At 42.2% G+C, this 24,322-nt stretch carries 21 protein-coding genes; 17 read left to right on the forward strand and 4 right to left on the reverse strand.

Annotated elements, in window-relative coordinates:
* The first annotated feature begins 151 nt into the window (after nucleotides 1-151).
* The 12 genes from NST74_RS12270 to NST74_RS12325 all read left to right on the forward strand — a co-directional run bounded on the left by NST74_RS12270 (nucleotide 152) and on the right by NST74_RS12325 (nucleotide 13,896).
* Nucleotides 152-1,222: an ABC transporter substrate-binding protein gene (locus NST74_RS12270; protein WP_341112273.1), complete on the forward strand. Its 1,071-nt coding sequence runs from the start codon at nucleotides 152-154 to the stop codon at nucleotides 1,220-1,222.
* Between the two features lie 61 nt (nucleotides 1,223-1,283).
* Nucleotides 1,284-2,207: an ABC transporter permease gene (locus NST74_RS12275; RefSeq protein ID WP_341112274.1), complete on the forward strand. Its 924-nt coding sequence runs from the start codon at nucleotides 1,284-1,286 to the stop codon at nucleotides 2,205-2,207.
* Nucleotides 2,200-2,994, forward strand: coding sequence for an ABC transporter ATP-binding protein (locus tag NST74_RS12280; RefSeq protein ID WP_341112275.1), 795 nt, complete (start codon nucleotides 2,200-2,202; stop codon nucleotides 2,992-2,994). The genes NST74_RS12275 and NST74_RS12280 overlap by 8 nt, the downstream gene beginning before the upstream one ends.
* A 182-nt stretch (nucleotides 2,995-3,176) precedes the next feature.
* The gene (locus NST74_RS12285) at nucleotides 3,177-4,952 is read left to right on the forward strand and encodes a sensor histidine kinase (RefSeq protein WP_341112276.1); all 1,776 of its coding nucleotides are present in this window, start codon (nucleotides 3,177-3,179) and stop codon (nucleotides 4,950-4,952) included.
* Nucleotides 4,945-6,513 carry a response regulator transcription factor gene (locus NST74_RS12290; protein WP_341112277.1) on the forward strand — a complete coding sequence of 523 codons (1,569 nt, stop codon included), beginning with the start codon at nucleotides 4,945-4,947 and terminating at the stop codon, nucleotides 6,511-6,513. Before NST74_RS12285 ends, NST74_RS12290 begins: the two co-directional genes overlap by 8 nt.
* 120 nt (nucleotides 6,514-6,633) lie before the next feature.
* On the forward strand, nucleotides 6,634-7,971 hold the full coding sequence (locus tag NST74_RS12295; RefSeq protein WP_341112280.1) for an extracellular solute-binding protein: 1,338 nt from the start codon (nucleotides 6,634-6,636) through the stop codon (nucleotides 7,969-7,971).
* Between the two features lie 140 nt (nucleotides 7,972-8,111).
* Nucleotides 8,112-9,032, forward strand: coding sequence for a carbohydrate ABC transporter permease (locus NST74_RS12300; RefSeq protein WP_042132108.1), 921 nt, complete (start codon nucleotides 8,112-8,114; stop codon nucleotides 9,030-9,032).
* A 3-nt stretch (nucleotides 9,033-9,035) separates the two neighbouring features.
* Nucleotides 9,036-9,875 carry a carbohydrate ABC transporter permease gene (locus NST74_RS12305; RefSeq protein WP_042126927.1) on the forward strand — a complete coding sequence of 280 codons (840 nt, stop codon included), beginning with the start codon at nucleotides 9,036-9,038 and terminating at the stop codon, nucleotides 9,873-9,875.
* Between the two features lie 30 nt (nucleotides 9,876-9,905).
* Entirely contained in the window at nucleotides 9,906-11,018 is a 1,113-nt protein-coding gene (locus NST74_RS12310; protein WP_341112282.1) for a rhamnogalacturonan acetylesterase, read from the forward strand.
* Between the two features lie 113 nt (nucleotides 11,019-11,131).
* The gene (locus NST74_RS12315; RefSeq protein WP_042126931.1) at nucleotides 11,132-11,923 is read left to right on the forward strand and encodes an SDR family oxidoreductase; all 792 of its coding nucleotides are present in this window, start codon (nucleotides 11,132-11,134) and stop codon (nucleotides 11,921-11,923) included.
* A gap of 181 nt (nucleotides 11,924-12,104) precedes the next feature.
* Nucleotides 12,105-12,821: an MgtC/SapB family protein gene (locus NST74_RS12320; protein WP_042126933.1), complete on the forward strand. Its 717-nt coding sequence runs from the start codon at nucleotides 12,105-12,107 to the stop codon at nucleotides 12,819-12,821.
* A gap of 85 nt (nucleotides 12,822-12,906) precedes the next feature.
* The gene (locus NST74_RS12325; RefSeq protein ID WP_341112283.1) at nucleotides 12,907-13,896 is read left to right on the forward strand and encodes an aldose 1-epimerase; all 990 of its coding nucleotides are present in this window, start codon (nucleotides 12,907-12,909) and stop codon (nucleotides 13,894-13,896) included.
* 98 nt (nucleotides 13,897-13,994) lie between these two features.
* Here the strand turns inward: NST74_RS12325 and thrS are convergent, their stop codons facing one another.
* Nucleotides 13,995-15,908, reverse strand: coding sequence for a threonine--tRNA ligase (thrS, locus tag NST74_RS12330; protein WP_341112284.1), 1,914 nt, complete (start codon nucleotides 15,906-15,908; stop codon nucleotides 13,995-13,997).
* Between the two features lie 484 nt (nucleotides 15,909-16,392).
* Between thrS and NST74_RS12335 the strand changes: the two genes are divergently transcribed.
* Together NST74_RS12335 and NST74_RS12340 are read left to right on the forward strand one after the other, a co-directional pair.
* On the forward strand, nucleotides 16,393-17,061 hold the full coding sequence (locus NST74_RS12335; RefSeq protein WP_042126939.1) for a TraX family protein: 669 nt from the start codon (nucleotides 16,393-16,395) through the stop codon (nucleotides 17,059-17,061).
* Nucleotides 17,062-17,155: 94 nt separating this feature from the next.
* Entirely contained in the window at nucleotides 17,156-18,676 is a 1,521-nt protein-coding gene (locus NST74_RS12340; protein ID WP_341112285.1) for a copper amine oxidase N-terminal domain-containing protein, read from the forward strand.
* Between the two features lie 103 nt (nucleotides 18,677-18,779).
* Here NST74_RS12340 and NST74_RS12345 read toward each other — a convergent pair whose 3' ends face one another.
* A complete protein-coding gene (locus NST74_RS12345) occupies nucleotides 18,780-20,195 on the reverse strand; it encodes a metallophosphoesterase (RefSeq protein ID WP_341112286.1) in 1,416 nt (471 codons plus the stop codon).
* A 208-nt stretch (nucleotides 20,196-20,403) separates the two neighbouring features.
* Here NST74_RS12345 and NST74_RS12350 point away from each other — a divergent pair, with 208 nt between their 5' ends.
* On the forward strand, nucleotides 20,404-21,003 hold the full coding sequence (locus NST74_RS12350; RefSeq protein WP_341112287.1) for a nitroreductase family protein: 600 nt from the start codon (nucleotides 20,404-20,406) through the stop codon (nucleotides 21,001-21,003).
* Nucleotides 21,004-21,074: 71 nt separating this feature from the next.
* Complete coding sequence (locus NST74_RS12355; RefSeq protein ID WP_042126943.1) at nucleotides 21,075-21,269, forward strand: hypothetical protein; 195 nt, start codon at nucleotides 21,075-21,077, stop codon at nucleotides 21,267-21,269.
* Between the two features lie 71 nt (nucleotides 21,270-21,340).
* On the opposite strand, the gene NST74_RS12360 is transcribed toward NST74_RS12355, so the two are convergent.
* Both NST74_RS12360 and NST74_RS12365 read right to left on the reverse strand, forming a co-directional pair.
* The gene (locus NST74_RS12360) at nucleotides 21,341-22,510 is read right to left on the reverse strand and encodes a peptidylprolyl isomerase (protein WP_341112289.1); all 1,170 of its coding nucleotides are present in this window, start codon (nucleotides 22,508-22,510) and stop codon (nucleotides 21,341-21,343) included.
* A gap of 185 nt (nucleotides 22,511-22,695) precedes the next feature.
* Entirely contained in the window at nucleotides 22,696-23,031 is a 336-nt protein-coding gene (locus tag NST74_RS12365; RefSeq protein ID WP_042126947.1) for a hypothetical protein, read from the reverse strand.
* A 182-nt stretch (nucleotides 23,032-23,213) separates the two neighbouring features.
* On the opposite strand from NST74_RS12365, the gene NST74_RS12370 reads away from it, so the two are divergent.
* Nucleotides 23,214-24,320: a lactonase family protein gene (locus NST74_RS12370; protein ID WP_341112290.1), complete on the forward strand. Its 1,107-nt coding sequence runs from the start codon at nucleotides 23,214-23,216 to the stop codon at nucleotides 24,318-24,320.
* Nucleotides 24,321-24,322: the final 2 nt, after the last annotated feature.

Below are 24,322 nucleotides of genomic sequence, written 5' to 3' on the forward strand. Positions count from 1 at the left end.
AACCTCCATATAATATAGGTTTAATAGATTTCTATCATTATTGTGAGGTACGTGTAAGCTTATGCTTTAATGCTTTTATTGATAAAAGTGATAATGCTGAGTCGCTCACTTTGATGCACGCGTTAATAATCTAATGAAATGGGGTACTTTAATGAAAAAGAGAAACATTTTGGCGGGTTTAAGCTTATGCTTCATGCTGGTAGCTGCTGGCTGTGGTAACAATAATGCTGCAGTAGACTCAGGCAATGCAACAAACACCGGAAATACGTCAACAAATGCTGGAACCGCAGATTCTAAAACTTACAAAATCGCAATTTCGCAATATGTAGAACATCCGTCACTTGATGCTACACGCGAAGGAATTCTCGCTGCTTTGAAGGATGCAGGACTTGTTGAAGGAGAGAACTTGAAGGTTGATCTTGAGAATGCTCAAGCTGACCAAGCGAATAACTTGTCAATTGCTCAAAAGATTGCAGCAGACACGAATGATTTGGTATTGGCGATTGCGACACCTTCCGCTCAATCCGTTGTTCAAGCGCTCAGCAAATCAAGTAAGGATACTCCGATTCTGTTCGCAGCGGTGACTGATCCTATCGATGCAAAAATCGTTACTGATCTTGAGCATCCTGGTGGCAATGTCTCTGGTGTATCTGATACGAATCCTGAAGCTATCAATAGATTAATGCAATTCATCGCTACTCAATTTCCTAATGTGAAGAAGCTCGGCATTGTTATCAATGAAGGTGAACCGAATGCTGTAATTATGGCGGATATTGCCAAGAAAGAGCTGGATAAACATGGTATTGAACTTGTGAAGGCAGCTATCACGAATACTTCTGAAGTTAAGCAAGCTGCTGAGTCACTTGCTGGTCGTGTAGATGCATTCTACATTACTTTGGATAACACTGTAGTGAGTGCCGTGGATACCATTATTCAAACGGCTAATGATAAGAAAATTCCGTTCTTCTCCAGTGATCGAGATACCGTTGAAAAAGGCGCATTTGCTACCGTGGGCTTCAAATACTTCGATCATGGTTACCAAGTTGGACAAATGGCAGTGGATATTCTGAAAAATGGTAAAAAACCAGGAGATATGAAAGTAACAATGCAAGAAAAACTCGATCTTATCCTAAACCTCAAAGCTGCTGCTGCACAAGGCATAGAAGTAACAGATGCAATGAAAGCAGAAGTAGCCGATCAAGCTAACAATATTATTCAATAAGACATTATATTGGGGCGATTCCGTAAGGACGCCCCTTGCCGCTTGAAGGAGGAAAACTTCTATGTATGATTCAATGCTTGGGGCCGTGGAAATGGGTCTGCTTTACGCATTTATGGCTTTAGGGGTATATATTACTTTTCGCATTTTGGATTTTCCTGATTTGACTGTCGATGGTAGCTTTACTACAGGCGGTGCCATTGCCGCTGTTATGATTACTAATTGCTATGCACCGTGGTTGGCCACACTCGCTGCTATTGCTGGTGGGATGTTGGCAGGAATGTGTACGGGTCTACTACATACGAAAGGCAAGATTAATGGATTGTTATCCGGGATTCTAATGATGATTGCACTTTATTCCATTAATTTGCGAATATTTGGCGGTAAGCCTAACTGGTCACTAATGGGTGATACTACGTTGTTCTCGTCCATTAATCCACTTCTTGTTCTTCCTTTTGTTGTTCTATTTGTGAAAATCCTAATGGATTTATTCTTGCGTACGGATCTTGGGCTTGCTTTGAGGGCTACCGGAGATAATGCAAGAATGATCCGCAGTCTGGGTGTAAACACGGATAATACAACCATTCTCGGTGTCAGTCTATCTAATGGAATGGTGGCACTCTCGGGTGCGCTGATTACTCAGTATTCTACTTTTGCGGATTCCTCAATGGGCATAGGGATGATTGTTATCGGCTTAGCTTCGGTAATCATAGGTGAAGCTATTTTCGGGGCTGGAAATGTGTTCCGTGCAACTTTGGCAGTTGTTCTGGGGTCTATTGTTTACCGAATCGTAGTTGCGCTGGCTTTGTATGTTCCATGGTTGAGACCTTCGGATCTTAAACTGATCACAGCAATTATCGTTATTTTCGCACTTGTATTCCCATCGATTCAGCGTTTCTTGAAGCAGAAGAATTTAGCGCGTAAGCGTTCAGTGGAATTAGCTGAACAAGCGCTTAGCAGCAAGAGAGGGGGCACTATCGATGCTTAAGCTTGATAACGTATCTAAGCTGTTCAATCCTGGGACTCCAGATGAGAAGATTGCGCTGCTCGGTATTGATTTGGAGCTTCGCCCCGGCGATTTTGTCACCATTATTGGCAGCAACGGCGCAGGTAAATCTACACTCATGAATATCATTTCTGGTGTAATGAAGCCGGATCTCGGTTCAGTTAGCATTGAAGGGAATTCTATAAGCCATTTAGCAGAGTATCAGCGTAGTCGCTGGATCGGACGTGTTTTTCAGGATCCTATGGCAGGTACGGCTCCACGGATGACGATTGAAGAGAATTTAGCGATGGCATATAAAAGAGGAAAGAACAGAGGATTATCCTTCGGTGTAAATACAGTGAGACGGGCGAAGTTTCGCGAGGAGTTAAGCCGGCTCGGGATCGGATTGGAGAACCGTCTACGGGCTAAGGTGGGGTTATTATCCGGCGGGGAAAGACAAGCGCTGAGTTTGCTAATGGCGACCTTCACCCAACCGCAGATTTTGCTACTAGATGAACATACAGCTGCACTTGATCCTTCACGTGCGGAGCTGATTACTAAACTGACAGAGTCAATTGTCCGCGAGATGAAGCTTACTACACTTATGGTTACCCATAACATGGAGCAGGCAATTCGCCTTGGGAATCGTCTTATCATGATGGATAAGGGATGTATTATCCTTGATATTGACGAAACACGCAAACAGGATCTTACGGTAGAACGCTTACTGGGAGAATTTGAGACCATCAGTGGTCATAAACTGGCTGATGATCGAATGGTGCTTGGTTAGTTTTTTATAAATGTGACATAGGCTCATGATAAGGGCTTAAAGTGAAGTCTGAGTTTGGATTTCACTTTAAGTCCTTTTTGTTGCAATTTTTCCCAAAGGCTTCAATATCATTTATGATAGGATAGAGTGATGATAAATAATACTTCCCATAATAAGGGTTTGGAGTGAATTGGAGGATGCTTATGTTTTGGAAGAATGTCAGCGCTTACAGAGGTTCGGGTATTTTTAATAAAATGATATTGATCATTTCCTTTTTACTGCTGCTGTCCTTTCTATTCTCTTTAACCGTGCTGCAGTATGTTTATCGAATTTATGACAAGCAAATCTATGAAAAGGCATCCGAAGTGCTGGGGATGTCATCGATCAGTATAGAAAGTACTTTAAGAGAGTTGGAACAACTTTCTTTTAACGTGGTCTCTGATGAGCAAATACAGGAATGCCTTCGTCAGTTGCAGGATGATCCTCAGCCGTATGAAAGACAGGTTCTACATAACAAGATCATTAACAGGTTAGTTGCCTTTGCAGGAGCTGAGAAATATGTCTATTCTATGATGCTGTTGGATACGAATGGCGGTGCTATGACCGCAGGAAATCGTGAGGGTGTATCACAGGATCTTCAGGATCAATTAAAACCTCTGGCTAAGGAAGCTGGGGGTAGCATAGTGTGGTATCCCCAAGGAAATAAAAATTCACTCTTGGCTGTTCGGCAGATTAAATCTTACACAGGGTCAACCTTTACGCTGGCCGATCTAGGGACGTTAGTTATCCGTATTCGAATTGATCGCATTATAGCCGATAGCACAAGTAATACTTCGGATGGCGATCAGTTGATTGTTGTTGATGCGATGTCAGGGCAGGCGGTTTATCCTCAAGCTCCAATATTACTGCCAACGGAGCTTAAGGAGGAAACGGAACGTTCTGAGCTCTATCGGACAGCCAAGTATGAAGAAGGAACTTATTTTATCACGAAGACTAAATCATCTTATATGGAATGGATGTATATCAATGCCACCCCATTCAATGAGATGTTCAAACATATTACTTTTGTTAAAAAACTGGTCGTCATCATTTTCGCGCTCATACTATTAATTGGACTGCTCTTAGGTTATCGATTAGCTCGAAGTATTGTTCGTCCGATTTCAAAGCTGACTAAAAAAATGAAACAAATCGAAAAAGGAGATCTGGATAATCTGGAGGAACAATCTCTAGGTGTAGTTTCGCAAACTGCGCAGGACGAAGTAAGTCAGCTTAACCGTACCTTTAAAATGATGATCCGCAGAATTAGAGAACTCATCGATGAGAATTACGCGAAGCAGCTCATTATTAGAGAGACCGAGCTCAAAGCACTGCAGGCACAGATTAATCCGCATTTTTTATACAATACTCTTGAATCGATCAATTGGTTAGCGAAGATGAACAAGCAGGCGAAAATATCTGAAATGGTTGAGGCTCTTGGGTACTTGTTTCGCAGTTCGATCGGTCTTAAAGACCCTTTGATTACGATTGAAAAAGAGCTTACTATCGTGCGTAATTATGTCATTATCCAAAAAACACGGTTTGACGATAGACTTGATTTCCGGATGGATTTTCCTGAGCATTTACATGACGCTTTAATCCCGAAGCTGACACTTCAGCCATTGATCGAGAATGCGATCCGATATGCATTAGAACCTAATATTGAACCCTGTACTATTTCTATAACCGTGAGTGAGGAGGAGCATGGACTTGATATTCGTGTTAGTGATAATGGGCCGGGAATGAGTGCGGAGTTCATCAAAGATTTGCAGCAGGGTAGAATCAAGACACGTGGCGAAGGCATAGGGTTAGCGAACATCGCAGAGCGTATTCAAATCGTGTTTGGTTCAGAATGGGGTACAGTGATTGAAAGTGAGCCAGGCCAAGGAACGATAATACATGTACGTATACCTTATTTAAAAGGAGTGCTAGAGAATGTATAAGTTACTGCTGGTTGATGATGAACGGTTGATACTAGAAGGCATATCGCAGGTAGTAGACTGGGCACAGGCAGGAACTGAGCTGGCGGGTACGGCGCGAAACGGGATAGAAGCCTTGGAGAAAATAGAGGAGCTTCGTCCTGACATAGTGATCACTGATATTTCTATGCCCGGTTTGGATGGACTAAGCTTGGTACAGAAATGTAGTGAACGATTTCCTGAGTTGAAGTTCGTTATGTTGACGGGGTATAAGGATTTTGACTACGCCTGTATCGCTATGCAGCACGGCGTGAAACATTACTTGCTAAAGCCTTGCAACGAAAATCAAATTCATGATGCACTAATTGAACTGGTAGCAGAGCTCGATGAACGAAAGGGCCGGACAGATTTTGTAAATGACATGAAACAACGGTTTACCAAAGTTCTACCACATGTGAAGGAACAATTTTTGAAGGAATGGATCTCTAACAAAACATACGGAAGTCAAGATCTAGAGTACTATCAGGAGCTGCTAGGTATCGAATTAAATGACAAAATGGTGCGTTTGATCTTGTTCAGACTGGAAGGTTCTTATGAATATGAACAACTTTTTGCTTTGCAAAATATTGCACAGGATATGCTTCAAGAAACGCTACTTAGTACAAGAATAGGCGGATTTATTCTGACACTAATGGAAGTCAAAGGAGAGACCGCGCTGAATAGTACATTGCTTGAGCGAATTTCAGAAGTAAGGAAAATGTTCTACAAGTTTTACAAAGTCGATGTAACCATTGCGATTAGTGACGCGGACTTCATGATACATTCACGCCGATTGTATCGTCAGACCCTGCAGTACCTTAACCACTGTTTTTATATGGAAGAGGGAGGTCTGATCACAGGTAGTGATCTTCCTAGTGATGAACTAAGCGGAAGAAATGATATCGAACTAGACGAAGAGCAAATCTGTCTGCTGATTAAGGCGGGCGAACAAAGTGCAGTAGAGTTAGAATTAGAGCGCTTATTTAACCTGCTTGCTGAACAGCGTGTGGATATAAATGTAACGCGATCTTATGTTTTGCAATTGTATTCTGCGATGATACGGTTAGCCGTCCCTGTAGAAAGAAATAACTTTACTTCAAGTTTGGCAGAATTAGCAGAGATCAGGACTTTAGGCGGCCTTAAAGCCTATGTAAAAGATGCGGCGGTTCGTCTGACAGCGATGTACGATCGTCATTTCCGCTGTCGCCAATCCTTAATCGTAGATAAAATGTTCAAAATAATTGCGGATGATTATAAGAATGCGGAGCTGTCACTTAGCTCAGTCGCTGCTGAGATGTTATATATGAATCCTGATTATCTTGGGAAAATATTTAAGAAAATCACAGGGGAGAAGTTCTCTAATTACGTTACCAATTACCGGATTACTAAAGCATCGGAACACATTTTACATAGTGGTGATGTAAGAGTATTTGAACTCGCTGAAATGTTCGGCTTTGGTGGAAATGCACAGTATTTCAGTCAAGTGTTCAAAAAAGTAACTGGGCAGACACCCACTGAATTTATGAAACCCTCACAAGGGAACTGATTATTGAACAAACAAGACGGTTTTTTGTATTCATAAATCACTAAATATTTGAGAAAATTTAACCATGAAAGCGCTACCTAAAGGGATCAGAGCCTTTACACTATTATAGGAAAAGGGGACATGAATTTGAAAAAGAGATTCGCTTTACTAGCCGTACCATTGTTGCTGTCATCTATATTAGCGGGTTGTGGTGGAGGTAACAACAATAACAGCGCTGCCGCTACGGACTCAGCTACAAATGCTCCTTCGGAAACGAAGCCTGCAGCTACGACCTCAGCAGAACCTGTAACCCTGCGTATTGCTTGGTGGGGTGGAGATACACGACATTCTTATACACAACAAGTGATTGATATGTATGAAGCCAAATACCCGAATGTAACGATTGAACCAGAATATGCGTCCTTTGATGATTACTGGAAAAAACTTGCTCCGCAAGCAGCAGCAAATAGACTTCCTGATATCGTTCAAATGGATATTTCTTATATTAATCAATATGGATCTAACGGACAGCTTGAAGATTTGAAGCCTTATTTGAACTCTCAGATACAAGTCGGCGATGTGAATGAGAACGTACTTAGTACCGGGGTGATCAATGAGAAGCAATATGGAATTCCACTAGGTGTTAACGTACTTGGTTTTCAATATGATCCAGAATTGCTAAAGAAGGCAGGAGTGGATTCTATTCCAGAGAACTGGACTTGGGATCAATACAAAGAAATTGCTGCTAAAGCTAAATCGGCTGGACTATACATCGACGGTTCCATGGCAGCTGACGTATTCTTCAACTATTATCTGCGCACAAAAGGGCTGGCGTTATATAACAATGATGGTTCAGCGCTTGGATATGAGGACGATGCTTTATTCACTGACTTTTTCGGAATGCTGTCTGGTTTAATTAAAGATGGTGCGGTTCCAACCCAAGACAAACTGAGCCAAAACAAAGGCGTTATCGAAGAGTCGGATATTGTTAAAGGTACAGGTATCGGTGTATGGCAATGGTCGAACCAATATGTTGCTTTGCAAATCGCTGTAAATCGTCCTATGGCGCTGGCACAAATGCCTGGTCCAGATATGGAAAAAGGTCTTTATATGCAGCCAAGTATGTACTGGTCGGTTACTTCTAATTCCAAAGTGAAGGAAGAAGCAGCGAAGTTCGTTGATTTCTGGATTAATGATCCTGAAGCCAATAACCTAATCAAAGGTGAACGTGGTGTGCCAATTTCAAGTAAGATTAAGGAATCTGTTTCTTCACAATTAACGGATTCTGGTAAACAAGTATTCAAGTTCGTTGCTGACATGGAGCCTACTACTTCTCCAATGAGTCCGCCAGTGGGATCGCCAGAGGTGGTAGCACTCCTTACAGACCTTGCTGAACAAATGAACTTTGGCAAAATTGACCCAGCAGCTGCAGCAGCGCAGTTCCGAAAAGAAGCGAACGCCATTCTCTCCAGCCGGTAGTAGTAAAGTAACAAATAACTATACTGCGTCTAACATGGGAAACGGCATGCCATTTGGTTAGGCGGCAGCCCGTTTCCCTTATTATTCTAAAAAGGAGTTGGAGACCCTTGGCATCCACGAATCCCCTTCCTTCGAATCCGCTGGCTTTTAAGAAAAAGAAGCTAACAGGCCGGAGTTTGCGAAGCAACCTTACAGGATATGCCTTCATCAGTCCGTTCGTCATTGGTTTTCTTTGTTTCACACTGATTCCGATGATCATTTCTCTTTATCTTTCTTTTACTAAATATAATTTATTCGCTCCACCTAAATGGATCGGATTTGATAACTACATCAAAATGTTCTCGAATGACCCGAAATATTTACATTCACTTAAGGTGACGCTGCTTTATGTATTTATTGGTGTGCCTTTACGGCTCACCTTTGCATTATTTGTGGCTATGATCCTAAATACAAAATCGCGTATGATCGGAGCCTATCGTACAACTTATTATTTACCTTCTATTATAGGTGGCAGTGTGGCGGTATCCATTATGTGGCGTAATATTTTTAGTGATACTGGAATTATTAATGGCATGCTCGGTTTTTTCGGCCTTGGTCCAGTAAGCTGGTTCGGTAATCCGAGCGCTGCGCTTATTATGTTGATTACCTTATCCGTGTGGCAGTTTGGTTCATCCATGTTGATTTTTCTGGCAGGTCTAAAAAATATTCCTGGTGAAATGTACGAGGCAGCTAGTGTAGATGGAGCAGGTTTTTTCAGAAAGTTTTTTAAAATTACAATGCCCCTCCTAAGCTCAGTTATTCTGTTCAATCTAGTCATGCAGACGATCAGTGCATTTATGACCTTTGTTCCAGCTTATATTATCTCTAAAGGTGAAGGCGGACCAATGGACGGTACGATGTTGTATTCTCTATATCTATTCCGTCAGGCCTTTATGTTCAATAACATGGGTTATGCTTCGGCTATGGCGTGGGTGATGTTGTTGCTAGTCGGCATCATGACCGGAATTTTGTTCAAGACATCCAAATCGTGGGTCTTCTACGAATCGGAAGGAGGAAAATAATCCATGGCGAAAATGAAACTGAAATGGCCGCTGTATCATATTCTTATCGGTGGCCTCGCTATCATTATGCTGTATCCGATTTTGTGGATGATCATGAGCTCTTTTAAAGAGAGCCGGCTTGTATTTGTTACCGCTCAGCAGCTTCTTCCCGATCCTTGGGTATGGGGGAATTATGCTAAAGGCTGGGAAGGGATTGCAGGATACTCCTTTGGTGTCTTTATAAAGAATTCATTAATTATCGTCGTTGTAGCCACTCTAGGAGCGGTGGTTTCTTCTTCACTGGTAGCCTTCGGATTTGCACGTAATAAGTTTGTAGGGCATGGCTTATGGTTCGGTATCATGATGATGACGCTTATGCTTCCTTCAGATGTAGTGCTTGTCCCGCAATATATTATTTATGCAAAATTGGAATGGCTCGATAGTATCAAGCCGATCGTGGTTCCACAGTTCTTCGGAGTTCCGTTTTTTATTTTCCTAATGCTGCAGTTTATTCGGACAATTCCTGTTGAACTTGACGAAGCGGCTACAATTGATGGTTGCGGGAAATTTGGTCTGTACTTCAGAATTATTCTCCCACTCATCCGTCCATCTATGGCTACTGCAGCGATCTTTTCCTTCTATTGGCGCTGGGAAGACCTGCTTGGGCCAGTGTTGTACCTGAACTCTCCATCTAAATATACAGTTTCTATGGGACTAAAAATGTTCCTCGACAGTGAGTCCGTGTCCAACTGGGGACCCATGTTCGCCATGTCCGTTCTTAGCTTGGCACCCGTCATGATTATTTTCTTTATCTTCCAAAAGCAGATTGTAGAAGGAATCAGCACCAGTGGTTTGAAAGGATAATTTCTCTAATGAAGAAAGGTGCGGCTGAATTTGGATAGCTATCATTTTGACTTTGGGATTAAAGATACAGAGCCTGGCTACACCAAAATTCGGCCGGATACAAGGTACACTCCGGAGACGAGATTTGGGTTTACTTCAGACTCGACAGTATTCGGGCGCTCCAGAGGAGGATCAGATACATTAAGAAGTGATTTCTGCATTCCGCAGAGAGCTGTCCTCCTATTGGATATTCCTGATGGGATTTACCGTATATCATTGTTACTCGGTGATGCTTTAGCCGATACCAGTACAGTGATTCGAGCGGGTGATGGTAAGTACGTATTAGATACTTTGAACGTCCCGGCAGGTCAATATGTACGAGAATCATTTGCGATGCGAATCATGGGTGGTCAGCTAAAGCTCACGTTCTCGGGTGCTGCACCCCGAATAAATGCAATGGACATTGAGCCTGATAACGAACCACTCATCTTATATTTGGCCGGTGATTCTACGGTAACCGATCAAGGAGAAGCAGGTTATCCTTATGCTGGCTGGGGGCAGTTACTGCCACGCTGCTTCAAAGCAGGACTTGTTGTGGATAATCGGGCTATTTCTGGACGTAGCTCCAAGAGCTTTATTGAGGAAGGGCATTTGGATAACCTTGCCGCAGCTATCAGACCTAGAGATTATATGTTCATTCAATTTGGACATAACGATTCCAAGGGTGATGATCTAAGACACACCGACCCCTTTACTACATATAAAGAGTATTTGCTAAGGATGATTACAGTTGCAAGGGAAGCGGGAGCCTACCCGGTATTGGTGACCGCTGTACATAGGCGGAGATTTGATATTAATGAAGCAATCGTAGACACCCATGGGGATTATTTAGTAGCTATGCGGGAGCTCTCAGAGACTGAGCAGATCCCTCTGATCGATTTGGCAGAGAAGAGTCGTAAGCTTTTTGAAACCTATGGAGTGGAAGGAACGAAGGATCTGTTCATGTGGAGCTATCCCGGAGAATATATCTTGCATCCAGTTGGCGTACAGGACAACACGCATTTTCAGATTCTAGGTGCAAGACTTCTAGCTGAACTAATTATTGAAGGTATTCGTGAAGCCGGATTAAATGATCTCATGATTCATCTTCGGCAGGGAGAATAAACACACCCTTGAGAAAAGTAAATATCTGTCGATTCAACTTCTGTATGCGAGGTTAAGGTTAGGGAAAGAACTTAACTGTAAGGCTTGCATGACAAGAAGGAGGATATTTAGACATGGCAGATAAGAAGCTGGAAGGCAAGGTAGCAATTGTAACAGGAGGAGGTTCCGGTATTGGACGAGCGACCGTGCTTGAGTTCGCTCGAAACGGGGCCAAAGTTGTATTACTAGATAGAACGGTTGAGAACGCAGAAAAGGTTAGAAAACAAGTAGAGAAAGAAGGCGGAGAAGCTCTCGTAATAGAATGCGACGTTGCTGAACCCCCGCAAGTGGAAGCAGCAATAAACAAGGCGGCCGCGAAATGGGGGCGTCTTGATATTGTTTTTGCTAACGCAGGGATCAATGGAGCCATGACGCCCATTGAAACGATGGATATTGAATCTTGGGATCAGACCATTCATATTAATTTGCGTGGAACCTTCGCGACTGTTAAATATGCGATACCGCATCTAAAAGATAGCGGGGGCAGCATCCTGATTAACAGCTCCATTAACGGAAACCGTGTATTTTCCAACGTCGGTTTTTCCGCATACAGTACGACAAAGGCAGGCCAGGTTGCTTTTATGAAAATGGCAGCATTAGAACTGGCACAATTTCAAATTCGCGTAAATGCGATCTGTCCCGGGGCTATAAAAACCAATATAGATGACAACACTTTTCCATCCGAAGATCTCAAAGAGGTAAAGATCCCTGTTGAATTTCCAGAGGGGGATCAACCGCTGGAGGAAGGACCTGGGCGTCCTGATCAAGTTGCAAAGCTGGCACTTTTTCTGGCATCCGAGGATTCAGATCATATTACAGGAACTGAGATCTATTGTGACGGTGCAGAATCGTTGCTCCATGGTTAAATTTTCGTAAATCATCTCTTCCATTAAAACGGATTCTATCCTCTTTGTTATGCGGGATCAAATTGATCGTGAACGCATATACATTGAGGATAGGAATGCCGTTTTTTTGATGTAAAATAAAGCTAATCATTATCTCTGTTTTCCGTTATAATGGAGTATCTCTGGGAAAGGAGAATAAACGATGGATTTTCATATTGAATCATTAATTAAGCTATTAGTGGCCATGCTGTTCGGGCTGTTCATCGGGATTGACCGACAGATCAAGCAGAAACCGCTGGGGATTCGGACCAGTATGGTCATAAGTATCGCCTCTTGTCTTGTAACAGTAGTGTCTATTCATGCCTTTGATAAGTTTGCAGGACCAGAGCATCCGAATATGGATCCGATGCGACTGGCTGCACAGATTGTCAGTGGGATAGGGTTCTTGGGTGCTGGTGTTATATTACGAAGAGGCGGAGATGCGATATCAGGTCTCACTTCGGCAGCACTTATCTGGACAGCTTCTGGAATTGGTATAGCTGTGGGCGCAGGCTTCTATATTGAAGCAGCCTATGCGGTTATTCTTCTGATGTTTGCGGTGAATTTGGTTCCTCATTTAATTCGTTCCATTGGTCCTGAAGTACTTAATAAGCACGAAGTTTCGGTTAGAATCATCATGGAAGCCAATTTTGTGCTTACTGAAGTGATCCAAAAAATCGAGCGGCCTCAAGTTAGTACTCAACGTAGTACTAGAAGTCCATCCCGGGCGATCCGCAGAATGAAAATTAAGGATTTGGAAGATGGAAGACAAATGATCGATATGGTGATTTCAGCACCGGACAAAGATTATGCAACAGAGATCTATTATGATGTGAAGAAAATTGATCATGTCATGAGCGTTGAAGTGGAACAGCTGTAAAAAAGGGCATGTCACGTCATGACCAGATGTGGTAATCTATCAAGTAGAGACAATTATAAGACACTGGAAGGGAGAACACATTATTATGTCTATCACAGCATATGAAGGGCAATATGAAGGAGAAGCAGCCATCTGGTTGAAAGCTGGCCGTTATGAGGCAGCTATACTACCAGGTATCGGCGGCAATTTGATCTGTTTCCGAGATACCGAAAACGGTTACCGGTTCTTGCATGAACCGGGCGCTGAGGAAATGGAAGCCTTCAAGGCAAGTCCAGGCATCCATGGTATTCCTGTATTATTTCCTCCGAATCGTTATGAAGATGGTAAATTTCCATGGAATGGTCAAACTTATCAACTCCCAGTAAATGAAGTCGCAACGGGCAACCATTTACACGGATTTTTACATACGGCAGCTTGGGAAGTGGAAGAGTTTGGTAGCGGTAAGACGGAAAGCTTCGTAACCGTATTCATCAAAGTGGATGAGAATCATCCTTCTTATCAATATTTGCCGTTTAAATACACAATGAAACTACGTTATACCCTTGGTGAAGGTGGCTTATCTCAACAGGTGCAAGTGCACAATGATGGTGATGATGTGATGCCTTGCTTGCTGGCATTCCATACCGCAATTAATGCACCATTCGCACCGGGTAGCACTCCACAAGATTATCTTGTAAAAGCTACCATCGGTAATCGCTGGGAATTGAATGACCGTATGCTTCCGACTGGGAAATTCCAAGAGCTGGAGCCGGGAGAAACTCAGCTTCGTGATGAAGGTGTCAATCCTTATTTCGCTTCGATGGACAACCATTACACGGCTGTTGCTCAGAACGGACGTAACCGGATGGAGCTTACCGACAGCAAAGCTGGTGTAACTTTAGTTTATGATGTAGGGACTTCGTACAAGCAGTGGATGATCTGGAATAATGGTGCTTCTGAACAGTTCTTCTGCCCTGAACCGCAAATCAACCTGGTGAATGCGCCAATGGTAGATCTGCCAGCAGATGAGATCGGCTTGTTCAGCCTCAAACCAGGCGAATATTGGGAAGAAAGCGGTCGTCTGTATGTGAAATAGCATGATCGTGAATCATCAGATGTGATAAAGAAAGGGCAGTCTAATCGTAGTTTTCTACGAATAGACTGCCCTTTAACCTTTGAATTAGGAGCTGGACTTTATTTTTTGCTAGCTATTTCTTTATTAATCTGCTCGATAATATCTAGTATACTCTTGGAGCCAAGATCTCCTTCGCCGTGTTTTCTTACGGATACATTGCCAGAGTTCTTCTCATTCTCACCAAGTACGAGCATATAAGGAGCTTTTTCCAGCTGAGCTTCACGAATTTTGTATCCTAGCTTCTCATTTCGGATATCAACCTCTACACGAATCCCAGCTTGTTCTAAAGATTGCTTCACATGAAATGCATAATCAATGTAGTTCTCAGAGACGGGCAATAACTTCGCTTGAACCGGTGCCAGCCATAGCGGGAATGCTCCGGCATAATGCTCCGTAATAATCCCCATAAAACGATCAATCGACCCATAAACAGCGCGATGAATTACGACCGGGCGGTGCTTAAGATTATCTTCCCCGATGTAAGTAAGATCGAATTTCTCTGGCATTTGCCAATCTAGTTGGATGGTTCCACATTGCCAGCTTCGTTTTAGCGCATCTAAGATATGAAAATCAATCTTAGGTCCGTAGAACGCGCCATCACCTTCATTCACACGATACTCGATCCCGAGATTGTTTAATACATTTTGCAGAGATTGTTCAGCCTGATCCCATAATTCTTCAGATCCCATATAATCTGTCGGACGAGTCGATAATTCAATACTATACTCAAAGCCAAACACTCCATAAATATGGTCAATCAGTGAGATTACCCGGCTTATTTCATCCTCAATTTGCTCTGGTAAAACGAAGAGGTGGGCATCATCCTGACAGAAAGTGCGAACTCTCATCATCCCGTTAAGTGCGCCAGAATATTCGTGGCGATGTACTTGACCGAATTCCGCAATACGGATAGGCAGCTCTCGGTAGGAATGCAGATTATTTTTGTAGATCAACATATGCCCCGGGCAGTTCATCGGTTTAAGTGCAAATGTTGTTTCGTCTACATTTGTGAAGTACATATTGTCTTTGTAGTGATCCCAGTGCCCGGATTGTTCCCAAAGCCGATTGTTCATCATCAGCGGTGTACGAACTTCATCGTACTCTCTCTGTCTTTGTAATTCACGGGCAAAGTTTTCAAGCTCTGTACGGATTGTCATTCCTTTGGGAAGATAGAAGGGCATACCTGGTGCTTCTTCAGAGAACATGAACAATTCCAGTTCCTTGCCGAGCTTACGGTGATCACGTTTTTTAGCTTCTTCAAGAAAGAGCAAGTGGTCTTCAAGCTGAGCTTTCTTAGGAAAAGCAGTTCCGTAAATGCGTTGCAGCATTTTATTATTGGAATCTCCACGCCAGTAGGCTCCAGCTACATTTAACAGCTTAAAGGCTTTGACCAAGCCAGTAGAGGGAAGATGTGGACCTCGGCATAGATCCGAGAATTCACCTTGATCATAAATAGATAATACTGTGTCTTCCGGCAGATCACGAATAAGCTCCAGCTTTAAAGGTTCATTCATCTCTTCAAAAACCTTGATTGCTTCTGTGCGTGAAACGACACGGCGGACGATCGGGTGATTCTCTTGAATAATTCTCGCCATCTCTTGTTCGATTGCAACAAGGTCATCCGTGGATAAAGGTGACTCAATGTCAATGTCATAATAGAAGCCGTCTTCGATTACTGGCCCTATGCCAAGCCGGACACCCGTATCTCCATATATACGTTTTATGGCTTGCGCCATGATATGTGCTGTACTGTGTCTATAAATTTCCAGGCCGTCTTTGCTATCCAACGTAACAATTTCGAGCTGGCAATCATGTTCGATCGGTTGGTTTAAGTCAACGGATCTGCCATCAATTTTTCCAGCTACAGCACTTTTTTTCAGACTGGTACTTATGGCACCTGCTGCTTCTTTAATCGTCGTTCCTTGCAGTACCTCTCTAATTGTTCCGTTTTGCAGTGTTACCTTGATCTCCATGATTGTTAGCCTCCATTTCTCAAAAATTGTTAGTGGTGAACGCAAAAAAACGCATCTCTCCCAGAAAGGGACGAGTGCGTTCAGCTCGTGGTTCCACCCTAATTCGACCTATCACAAGGATAGGACCTCATTGGTATCCGATATCGGGGATAAATCGGTGTCACATACTACCGCGAAATTTGGATCAACGGATTCAGCGCCACAGCTACAAAGGGGTAACTTCACAATCGTTTACTGGAGAAGCTTTCAGCCTGGACCTCTCTCTCTGGACAGTTCGTATAGGAAATCATGTCTTTGATCATTGCCATATGATGTTGCTCGTTCATAGTACTCAATTGCACACCATAAAGTCAAGAGGGAAAAACCCAGAAGTAGAGGATCTTTTTATGATCTTTTTATTTATGGTCATCATTTGCGTATTGGCAAAGGAGATGAAGTACTCATTGGCGAAAGTATGATATAAACCCATTTTAGGAGGTTTGATATGCAGATTCTCGCTATGCTGACTATGCTAATCGACCATATTGGCTATATCTTTTTTCCAGAGGATATTGCTTGGAGATATGTAGGGAGAATAGCCTTTCCCATTTACTGTTACGGACTTGTGCAGGGACATATCCATACATCATCCAGACCAAAATATTTGTTCCGACTGCTCATAATCGCTATTATTGCTCAGATTCCATACAATTTTGCAATTAATCCTGGTGGATGGAATGTTGTATTTACACTTCTGTTATCGGCAATCGTTTTGGTTATTTTGGATAAGCTTCCCACTCTATGGCTTGGTATACCTGTTGTCATTGGGGCTATCGCGTTAATGGATTATTTCCCTATAGACTATAATGCGTATGGTCTGCTATTAGTATTAATCTTCCGTTATACGAAGTCATACTGGCTTGTCGGAGCTCATTTAGCACTGAATGTATTCTATATGTTCTATAATTTTTGGACAGTGCAAATGCTTAGTATTATACCTACGCTGTTGATTGCTTTGACGCCTGCTCTGTGGGGATATTTAGAGCGTCACCGGGTGCCACGCTGGGTGTGGTGGTCTTTTTATCCAGCACATTTATTGATTTTGGGCATATTCAAGGGTCTAATTTACAATGATTGGCTTTCTATTGAATGGCGAAGTTTGTTGAATTTATAGTATTTTTACAATAATTCATACTTTGATTTACAAATGTTACCTTTGCTGAGATAATGGATTGATTTCAAAAAAATCTTAAAAAAGGAGACTTGCTATGAGGAGAATGAAAGCTAAGGCAAAATGGTTTATTCCTTTTGTCGCACTGCTGCTTGTTCTGGCCGGTTGTCAATCGGTTGGAGGTTTCGATGTTAATAAGGCATTGATCGGGGATGTCGATGTTAAATCATCAGAATCCAGCATGACGTTTTCTATGAACGCTGAGCCTTCAGAAGGAATTAGCGCAGAAGATAAGGAAATGGTCGATCTCATAAATTCTTTTTCCGTGAGTATCAGTAATGCAAAGTTACAAGAGAATGGTAATGTATCTGCAAATGGAACGATCGGCTATAAACAATTGAATATTCCTTTCGCATTGTTTATGGACAAACAAACTTTAGTCTTTACTGTTGAAGGAGCAAAACAACCGTTTTACTTCCCAATTCAAGGCTATGATGAGATTTTTGCTGAAGTCGGTTTGGATCTGACTAAAGCTGAGGATCTTAGTAAGCTGCTAACGAAGTTTGTGGTGAAGAATCTTCCGAATCCAAGCGCAATTAGCGTAACACCAGTTAGTGAGGCTGTGTATGGTCAGCAAGTGAATATGACGAAGTTACATACCGAAGTGACGGGTGATGAGCTTCCAGCTTTGTTAAAAGGATTCCTGAAATCGATCTCTAAAGATACTGAAGGCTTTACAGAATTGGTTGGTGGTCTGTACGACTATCTGTACCCAGTGATCAAAGCTATGGACGAAAAAGGCTCCGGTGATTTGCGGAATCTTGGTTTTGGAGATATCCCTTTAGATGATAAAGAAGCAGTAGTTACCGTACTTCATGATGCAGCAAAATTGGCTGTCGATGCGGTACTTCTGGTATATGACAATCAACTGGATAGTCTTTACAAATCCACCCCTGAGCTTAAGACAGTGCTGAGTAAGGATACGAAGCTTGCAGTCGACATTTTTGTTGATAGCAGTCTACATGTTCGTAAACAGAATGTTGATCTGAAAGTGGCACTTCCAGGTACTGAAGATATGCCGTTAAAGAGTTTCTCCCTTAAGGCTTCCAGTCAGGTTTGGAACATTGGTGGTGCTGTAACCGCAGATCCAATCAGTACAAAAGGGGCACTTGATGTTTCTTCCGGTAGTTTAACGCCTGCAGAGACTTTGAACAATTTCGACCCGAATTCTAACGTTTATCGTATATTGAAAGACGATCTTGGTATCACCAAGAGAACGATTGTCATCGAGCCTGACGACGAATATTATTATCCGATCGTAGACAATTATACGACCTACATTCCACTGCGATACCTGGCAGAAGATTTAGATGCTACTGTGGAATGGGATACAGTCAATCGTGCCATTATCGTAACGGATGGTGTGTACGGTGATAAGCTGGTATTCAAAATCGGTTCTTCCGAAGCAGTAATTAACGGTGAAAAAGTGAAGCTTGCTGAGCCTGTATTTGTTGACGAATATGGTGATGCCTATGTATCACTGCGTGTGCTTGCTGAAGCACTTCATGCTTCTGTGTATGTAGATGATGAGGGTTGGATTACTATTACTCGGAAATAGTTGTTCGATCTTCATCAATCAAATAACACATCCAAACCCAGCTTCTTATTTCGCAGAAATGCGAGTGGGAGCTGGGTTTTTTTATATAGAACATGCCATTCTTTTATTGCTTCGTTAAAACCACCTCTAAGTCGACATTACTTAACGCTTTTTCTTCAGCCATACTTTGAACATAACCTCCCAAGAAACCGTCCTGCTGTCCCTCCCAAAGCCTGTAGCCCGGCAACGCTTTAATATCTTTAGCGAATGTACCCGCAGTTCCTGCGAAGTATCGTACATTCAACATGGACATTACCTTCGCCATGGATTCTTTTTCAGCTTCTGTGAAAGGACTTTCCTTAAGACTATCCATAGCTTTGTCATAGGAGTTAGAAGCAAAGGCTTCTTCGGCATATGCTTTGAAGTTTAAGAGATTGTGATCTGTAATCTGGTTAGCTTCAGCCCAACCTTCAACGTTTAAGGCTGCTGTTTTATAATTTACGGCCCGCGTGACGGGATCGAAGGTCATGGCACCATATTGATGTGGATTGACGGCCATTGCACTCGTAGCGATATCAAAGATTGGCATTTGTTCAGTGGATTCTGTGTCTTGATTCGTGTCTGCTGGATCTACTTGAATGTCCTGCATATGAATATGTCCTGAAAGGACTAGATTCAGCCCATTCTTCCGTAGGGATTGTATAGCTTCCTGACTGTTATTAAGCTTAAATCCTGAAACAGACATAGAAGTATGGCTAAGTAAGTTATGGTGCATCACCGTAATCACTGAAGCGTGTTCTTTGGCTGCAAGCTTAACGGATTCGTCCATCCATGAAAGAGTAGAGGAAGCAATACGTCCATCCGTCTGAGGGAATCCGTATTTCAGATTATTAAGATATTGGCTGCTGTCTATCATGAGAATCCATAAGTTGGGGGCGGCCTTGACGATATAGCTTAATGATTCCTTATCACGTGATACAGCCTCTTTGTAGCCGAAATCCGCATACATTTTGACGAAGTCTTTGTCCGTAATTGAATCCGTAAGGAGCTGTTTATCGCCGCTGAAGGATCTAGCCCAAGGATTGAATATGTCGTGATTGCCAGGAATGACATAAACAGAGGTTCCTTGTTGTTCAATTCGTTTTAACTTTTCGGTTAACTTTTGATGGCTGCTGCGTTCCCCATTATTAGTTAAATCACCACTGAGGATGATAAACGCAGGCTTTTTCTGTTCAGCTTCATAGACCATAGCTTCAGCCATTTCATCACTGTAAGGCAGCATTTTCCCGTCACCGCCCGTGACATAGGTCTGAAAAGCCTGACCACCGTCCTGAAGATCCTTATCTAAAAAGTGAGTATCTGTAGCTACCCAGAAAGATACAGGTTTAAGTTCAGTCTGATCAAGTTCTACAGCATTTAAATTAGACGATTTTGTGTCTTTACAGCCAGTAAGCGCCAAGCTAAGGCAAAGGAGCATCATACAAGAGAATATGACCGTTTTTTTATGTAGGATGAGCGCTTTATCTGTTGTGAATTTCATATAAATAACCTTCCTTCTGTACTTTTGCTGCACTATTGTAGCTTATTTTCAGCAGTTATGTATATCGGAAAAGTGAAGAGGAGATGTTACTTACCGGGAGCCTTTTATATCCGACAATATTAGTTGTGAATAAATGTTGTGTTTTTAGAAAAAAAGGTGATAAGATGTACAAAAGTAAGTTACTTAAATAAATGGAGGTAGTTATTTTATGTCTAACAATTTTCTAGAAGCGGTTAAAGGAAGACGTTCTATTTATGCTATTAGCAAAGAATCCACGGTAACAGATGCTCAAATTATTGAAATCGTTGAACAAGCGGTTTTGCATAGCCCTACATCATTCAACTCCCAAAGCTCCAGAGCGGTTGTTCTTTTAGGTGAACAGCATGATAAATTATGGGATATCACGACAGAAACTTTGCGCAAAATCGTTCCAGCTGAACAATTTGAAGGAACAGCGCAAAAACTAGCATCTTTCAAAGCAGGATACGGTTCCGTATTGTTCTTTGAAGACCAAGCGGTAGTGAAGAACCTTCAAGAAAGCTTTGCATTGTATGCGGAGAACTTCCCAGTTTGGTCCAACCAATCTTCAGGCATTCTGCAATTCGTAGTATGGACTGCACTTTCTGAAGTAGGTTTAGGCGCATCCCTGCAGCACTATAACCCACTGATTGATGACGAAGTGAAAGAAGCATGGGGCATCCCGCAAGAATGGAAGCTGATTGCACAATTGCCGTTTGGTAAGACAGTAACTCCAGCAGGTGAGAAACAATTCCAACCGATTGAAGATCGCGTTAAAGTCTTTAAATAAGCTTAAAAGAGTGTTTAAAACCTTCTTGACCTGGCTAAGTGAAGTATATAGCAGGTTAAGGAGGTTTTTGTATGCCGTGGAACAAAGATGATTATCCAGATTCACTGAAGAACTTCACAGCACCAGTTCGTAATAAAGCGATAGATATTGCTAATGCACTGCTAGAAGATGGATATGAAGAGGGAAGGGCGATCTCTATTGCTACCTCGCAAGCGAAAGAGTGGGGAGAGAACCGTGATAAGCAGATTCGAAAAAAAGGACACTAATCAGTTCGGAAATTGGTACAAAAAAAGCAGGACAGCGTCTTATAACGCTTGTCCTGCTTTTTACTGTCGTATTATTTAGCGGATTCAGTTCCTGCTTCTGCGCTTGCAGATGGTTCAGGAGAAGCTGTTGCTTCTTTTTTGGCATCCGTAAGTGAATTTGTGATTTTAGCTTTTGCAGTTGTATCTGACAACCAAGAAGTGGAAAGGGTGGAAACCTTTTGAGACACAAGCGTCTTTTTGATTTCATCTTTCTTTTCTTCCAAGGTGTAGTTTTTAGCATCTTTGTGGTCGGTTACTTTAATGATGTGATAACCATAATCGGATTTCACAGCATCACTTGTTTCCCCAACTTTAAGCTTAAATGCTACATCAGAGAATTCAGCTACCATATCTCCACGTTTGAAGAAGTCTAGATCTCCGCCATTATCTTTGGAACCAGTGTCCGAAGATTTTTCTTTGGCTAGTTCAGCGAAATCTGCTCCATCTTTCAATTGCTTCAGAATTGCATCAGCTTCTTCTTTAGTCTCAACGAGAATGTGGGAAGCACGAACTTGTTCTTCTTCGTTGAAAGAAGCTTTATTTGCATCATAATATTCCTTGATTTCTTCATCGGTTACAGTTACTTGCGGCTCAAGAATCTTACGCAGTTTAACTTGCAGTGGCATTTGCTTCTTCAAGTCATCAACGGTCATTGAGCTTTGTTGCAATGCAGCATTAAATGCAGCTTCTCCGCCGAATTGAGCTTTAAGATCTTCTAATTCAGCATTGATGTCTTCATCAGTAACGGTTACGTTAGCTTTTTTAGCTTCTTGATCAACGAGTTCTGTAGTAATCATAGCTTGCAGCGTGCTTTCTCCACCAGCTTCGATCAATTTATCATAAAGTTGTTCTTTAGTAATGTTAGTTCCGTTAACGGTAGCAACAGCTGTGTTGCTGTCGTCCTTTTGGAACGGAGGCTTAATCAGTACAATGATAAGTGCCGCAGCCAGAACCACCGAGGCAATCATCCAGCCCTTGTTACCTTTAGGAGAAACTGGTGGAGCAGGTGGGGTTGTATTGTTGTTACTGCCGACTTTGTTCATTACCGGAATACTTTCTTGTTTTACTGTATTCACAGGTTCTTCAGCAGCTACGACCTCCACTTCATTTACTTCATTGGTATTCTCGGAAGTGTTCAACTCTTCCTCCGTAGTACCGTTGTTTTCTAAGTTCTCATTTCCATTCAGATCTTTTTTGTCCATTATGAGTAATGACTCCCTTCAATATAGGTGTTGCTTGTCTATTAACAACTTTAACAGAAATCCTGATCCTAAACCTTAAGAAAGTATAAAAAAAGATAGGATCTTTTTAAGTTTCTATTAATAAAAAGCAAAAAGCCGGAATTGGCATCGGTAACATGCCCTTCCGGCTTATGGGAATAAGATGTTTACTTCAGTCCTTTCAATAGATGACGAATACTTTCTTGCTTCCGTCTTGGGACACGAACGTTTTTAGCGAATAGTCCCTTTTCTCCGAAATAAATGCAGTCGTCTTCGATAGAACTGATCTTGTTCAGATTGACATAACAGCCACCGTACACATGATAGTAAGTTGAATTGGATAACAATCGTTTTAATTGCTCGGCAGTCATTCTCTTTTTTATGTTGTAGTTTCTGCCGTGAAAAATGACCAAATCATGGTCTCCGACCTTAAAGAACAGAATGTCTGTTTCCACCTCGAAGTCCTCGTATACATTTCTGGCTTCCAGCAGGATGCTACTCATTCATGTTCCCCCTTTGTACTTAATAAAAGACTAATGTTAGCGCTTTCATTATAACACACTCCCTAATCCTTGGAAAGCCTTATTTTTGAACTATTTGTCACACTTTTTACTTTATAGTTTGTCATTAACGTTTAAAAACTGTAAATTATATAATAGCAATACTTTGAAGGAGGAATATAGTGATGGAAAAGCAGACTAAGTTATTGCTGTTTACGGGTTCTTATGCAAGTGCCACGGAAAGCGGTGTGCAGGTATTTGAATTCGATGGCGAAGCAGGAGGTACGTTAAAATTAATCGACTTGGTTCAGGGCTTAACTAACCCTACCTTTGTTAATGTGGATGCTACAGCGCTGCGTTTATATGCCATAGGAGAAAAGCCGAATGGTGAGGGTGGAAAAGAGGGCGAAGTCGTTACCTTTGCAATCGATGCTAAGCGTGGGAAATTGAGCGAATTGAACCGAATAGCCACAATGCCTGCTTCAGGTAATGGCCAAACGACCACATGTCATATTTCTAGAGACCTAAACAATGAATATGTTGTTGTATGTAGTTATCATGGTGGCACTGTAGGCTTGATTACATTAGATGAAGAAAAAGTTGCTAGTCAACTTTCGGATGTCGCCATTCATTCCGGCCACGGTCAACATCCTGAACGTCAGGATCGCCCGCATCCCCATTCAGCTATCTTCAGTCCGGACGGGCAGTATCTGTTTGTTTCTGATCTTGGCCTGGATCTCATTCGGTCCTACAGAATCAACAGAGATTTGAACAAACTAGAAGTTCACGCTGATACGGTGCTTCATCCGGGAGCGGGACCTCGTCATTTTACTTTTCATCCAGATGGAAAGTCAGCTTATGTAATAAACGAAGTGGATTCCACGATAACATCGTTTACATATGACAGTGCTACAGGTACTCTTCACACTGTAGATACAGTTTCTACTTTGCCTGAGGATTTTAAGGAAGAGAATACTTGTGCCGAAATTGCTACTTCAATAGATGGAAAATATCTTTACGCATCTAACCGTGGAGCAGATAATATCGCAGTATTTGCGGTGGATCCCGCTACTGCCAAGCTTACATTAATTGAATATGTATCCACTCGTGGAGGGCATCCTCGACACTTCTCTTTAACTCCGGATGGGGCTTATCTGATTGTTGCGAATCGTGACGCTAATAACTTGGTTGTATTCTCTATTGAAGCAGCTAGTGGTCGTCTCGTATTTACTGGAAATACAGCCGAGGTATCTAAGCCGGTATGTGTGAAGCCTGTGATTTTCCCTGTATAAAA

The sequence above is a fragment of the Paenibacillus sp. FSL F4-0125 genome (assembly GCF_038008565.1).
GTDB lineage: Bacteria > Bacillota > Bacilli > Paenibacillales > Paenibacillaceae > Paenibacillus_AQ.

What these genes read in the sequence shown, in the direction of transcription:
- thrS (WP_341112284.1), bottom strand. Translation starts at nt 15,908, where the DNA reads ATGGAGATCAAGGTAACACTGCAAAACGGAACAATTAGAGAGGTACTG.
- NST74_RS12340 (WP_341112285.1), top strand. Translation starts at nt 17,156, where the DNA reads ATGAGGAGAATGAAAGCTAAGGCAAAATGGTTTATTCCTTTTGTCGCA.
- NST74_RS12365 (WP_042126947.1), bottom strand. Translation starts at nt 23,031, where the DNA reads ATGAGTAGCATCCTGCTGGAAGCCAGAAATGTATACGAGGACTTCGAG.
- NST74_RS12355 (WP_042126943.1), top strand. Translation starts at nt 21,075, where the DNA reads ATGCCGTGGAACAAAGATGATTATCCAGATTCACTGAAGAACTTCACA.
- NST74_RS12295 (WP_341112280.1), top strand. Translation starts at nt 6,634, where the DNA reads ATGAATTTGAAAAAGAGATTCGCTTTACTAGCCGTACCATTGTTGCTG.
- NST74_RS12350 (WP_341112287.1), top strand. Translation starts at nt 20,404, where the DNA reads ATGTCTAACAATTTTCTAGAAGCGGTTAAAGGAAGACGTTCTATTTAT.
- NST74_RS12285 (WP_341112276.1), top strand. Translation starts at nt 3,177, where the DNA reads ATGTTTTGGAAGAATGTCAGCGCTTACAGAGGTTCGGGTATTTTTAAT.
- NST74_RS12315 (WP_042126931.1), top strand. Translation starts at nt 11,132, where the DNA reads ATGGCAGATAAGAAGCTGGAAGGCAAGGTAGCAATTGTAACAGGAGGA.
- NST74_RS12305 (WP_042126927.1), top strand. Translation starts at nt 9,036, where the DNA reads ATGGCGAAAATGAAACTGAAATGGCCGCTGTATCATATTCTTATCGGT.
- NST74_RS12320 (WP_042126933.1), top strand. Translation starts at nt 12,105, where the DNA reads ATGGATTTTCATATTGAATCATTAATTAAGCTATTAGTGGCCATGCTG.
- NST74_RS12275 (WP_341112274.1), top strand. Translation starts at nt 1,284, where the DNA reads ATGTATGATTCAATGCTTGGGGCCGTGGAAATGGGTCTGCTTTACGCA.
- NST74_RS12360 (WP_341112289.1), bottom strand. Translation starts at nt 22,510, where the DNA reads ATGGACAAAAAAGATCTGAATGGAAATGAGAACTTAGAAAACAACGGT.
- NST74_RS12270 (WP_341112273.1), top strand. Translation starts at nt 152, where the DNA reads ATGAAAAAGAGAAACATTTTGGCGGGTTTAAGCTTATGCTTCATGCTG.
- NST74_RS12290 (WP_341112277.1), top strand. Translation starts at nt 4,945, where the DNA reads ATGTATAAGTTACTGCTGGTTGATGATGAACGGTTGATACTAGAAGGC.
- NST74_RS12280 (WP_341112275.1), top strand. Translation starts at nt 2,200, where the DNA reads ATGCTTAAGCTTGATAACGTATCTAAGCTGTTCAATCCTGGGACTCCA.
- NST74_RS12335 (WP_042126939.1), top strand. Translation starts at nt 16,393, where the DNA reads ATGCAGATTCTCGCTATGCTGACTATGCTAATCGACCATATTGGCTAT.
- NST74_RS12345 (WP_341112286.1), bottom strand. Translation starts at nt 20,195, where the DNA reads ATGAAATTCACAACAGATAAAGCGCTCATCCTACATAAAAAAACGGTC.
- NST74_RS12370 (WP_341112290.1), top strand. Translation starts at nt 23,214, where the DNA reads ATGGAAAAGCAGACTAAGTTATTGCTGTTTACGGGTTCTTATGCAAGT.
- NST74_RS12325 (WP_341112283.1), top strand. Translation starts at nt 12,907, where the DNA reads ATGTCTATCACAGCATATGAAGGGCAATATGAAGGAGAAGCAGCCATC.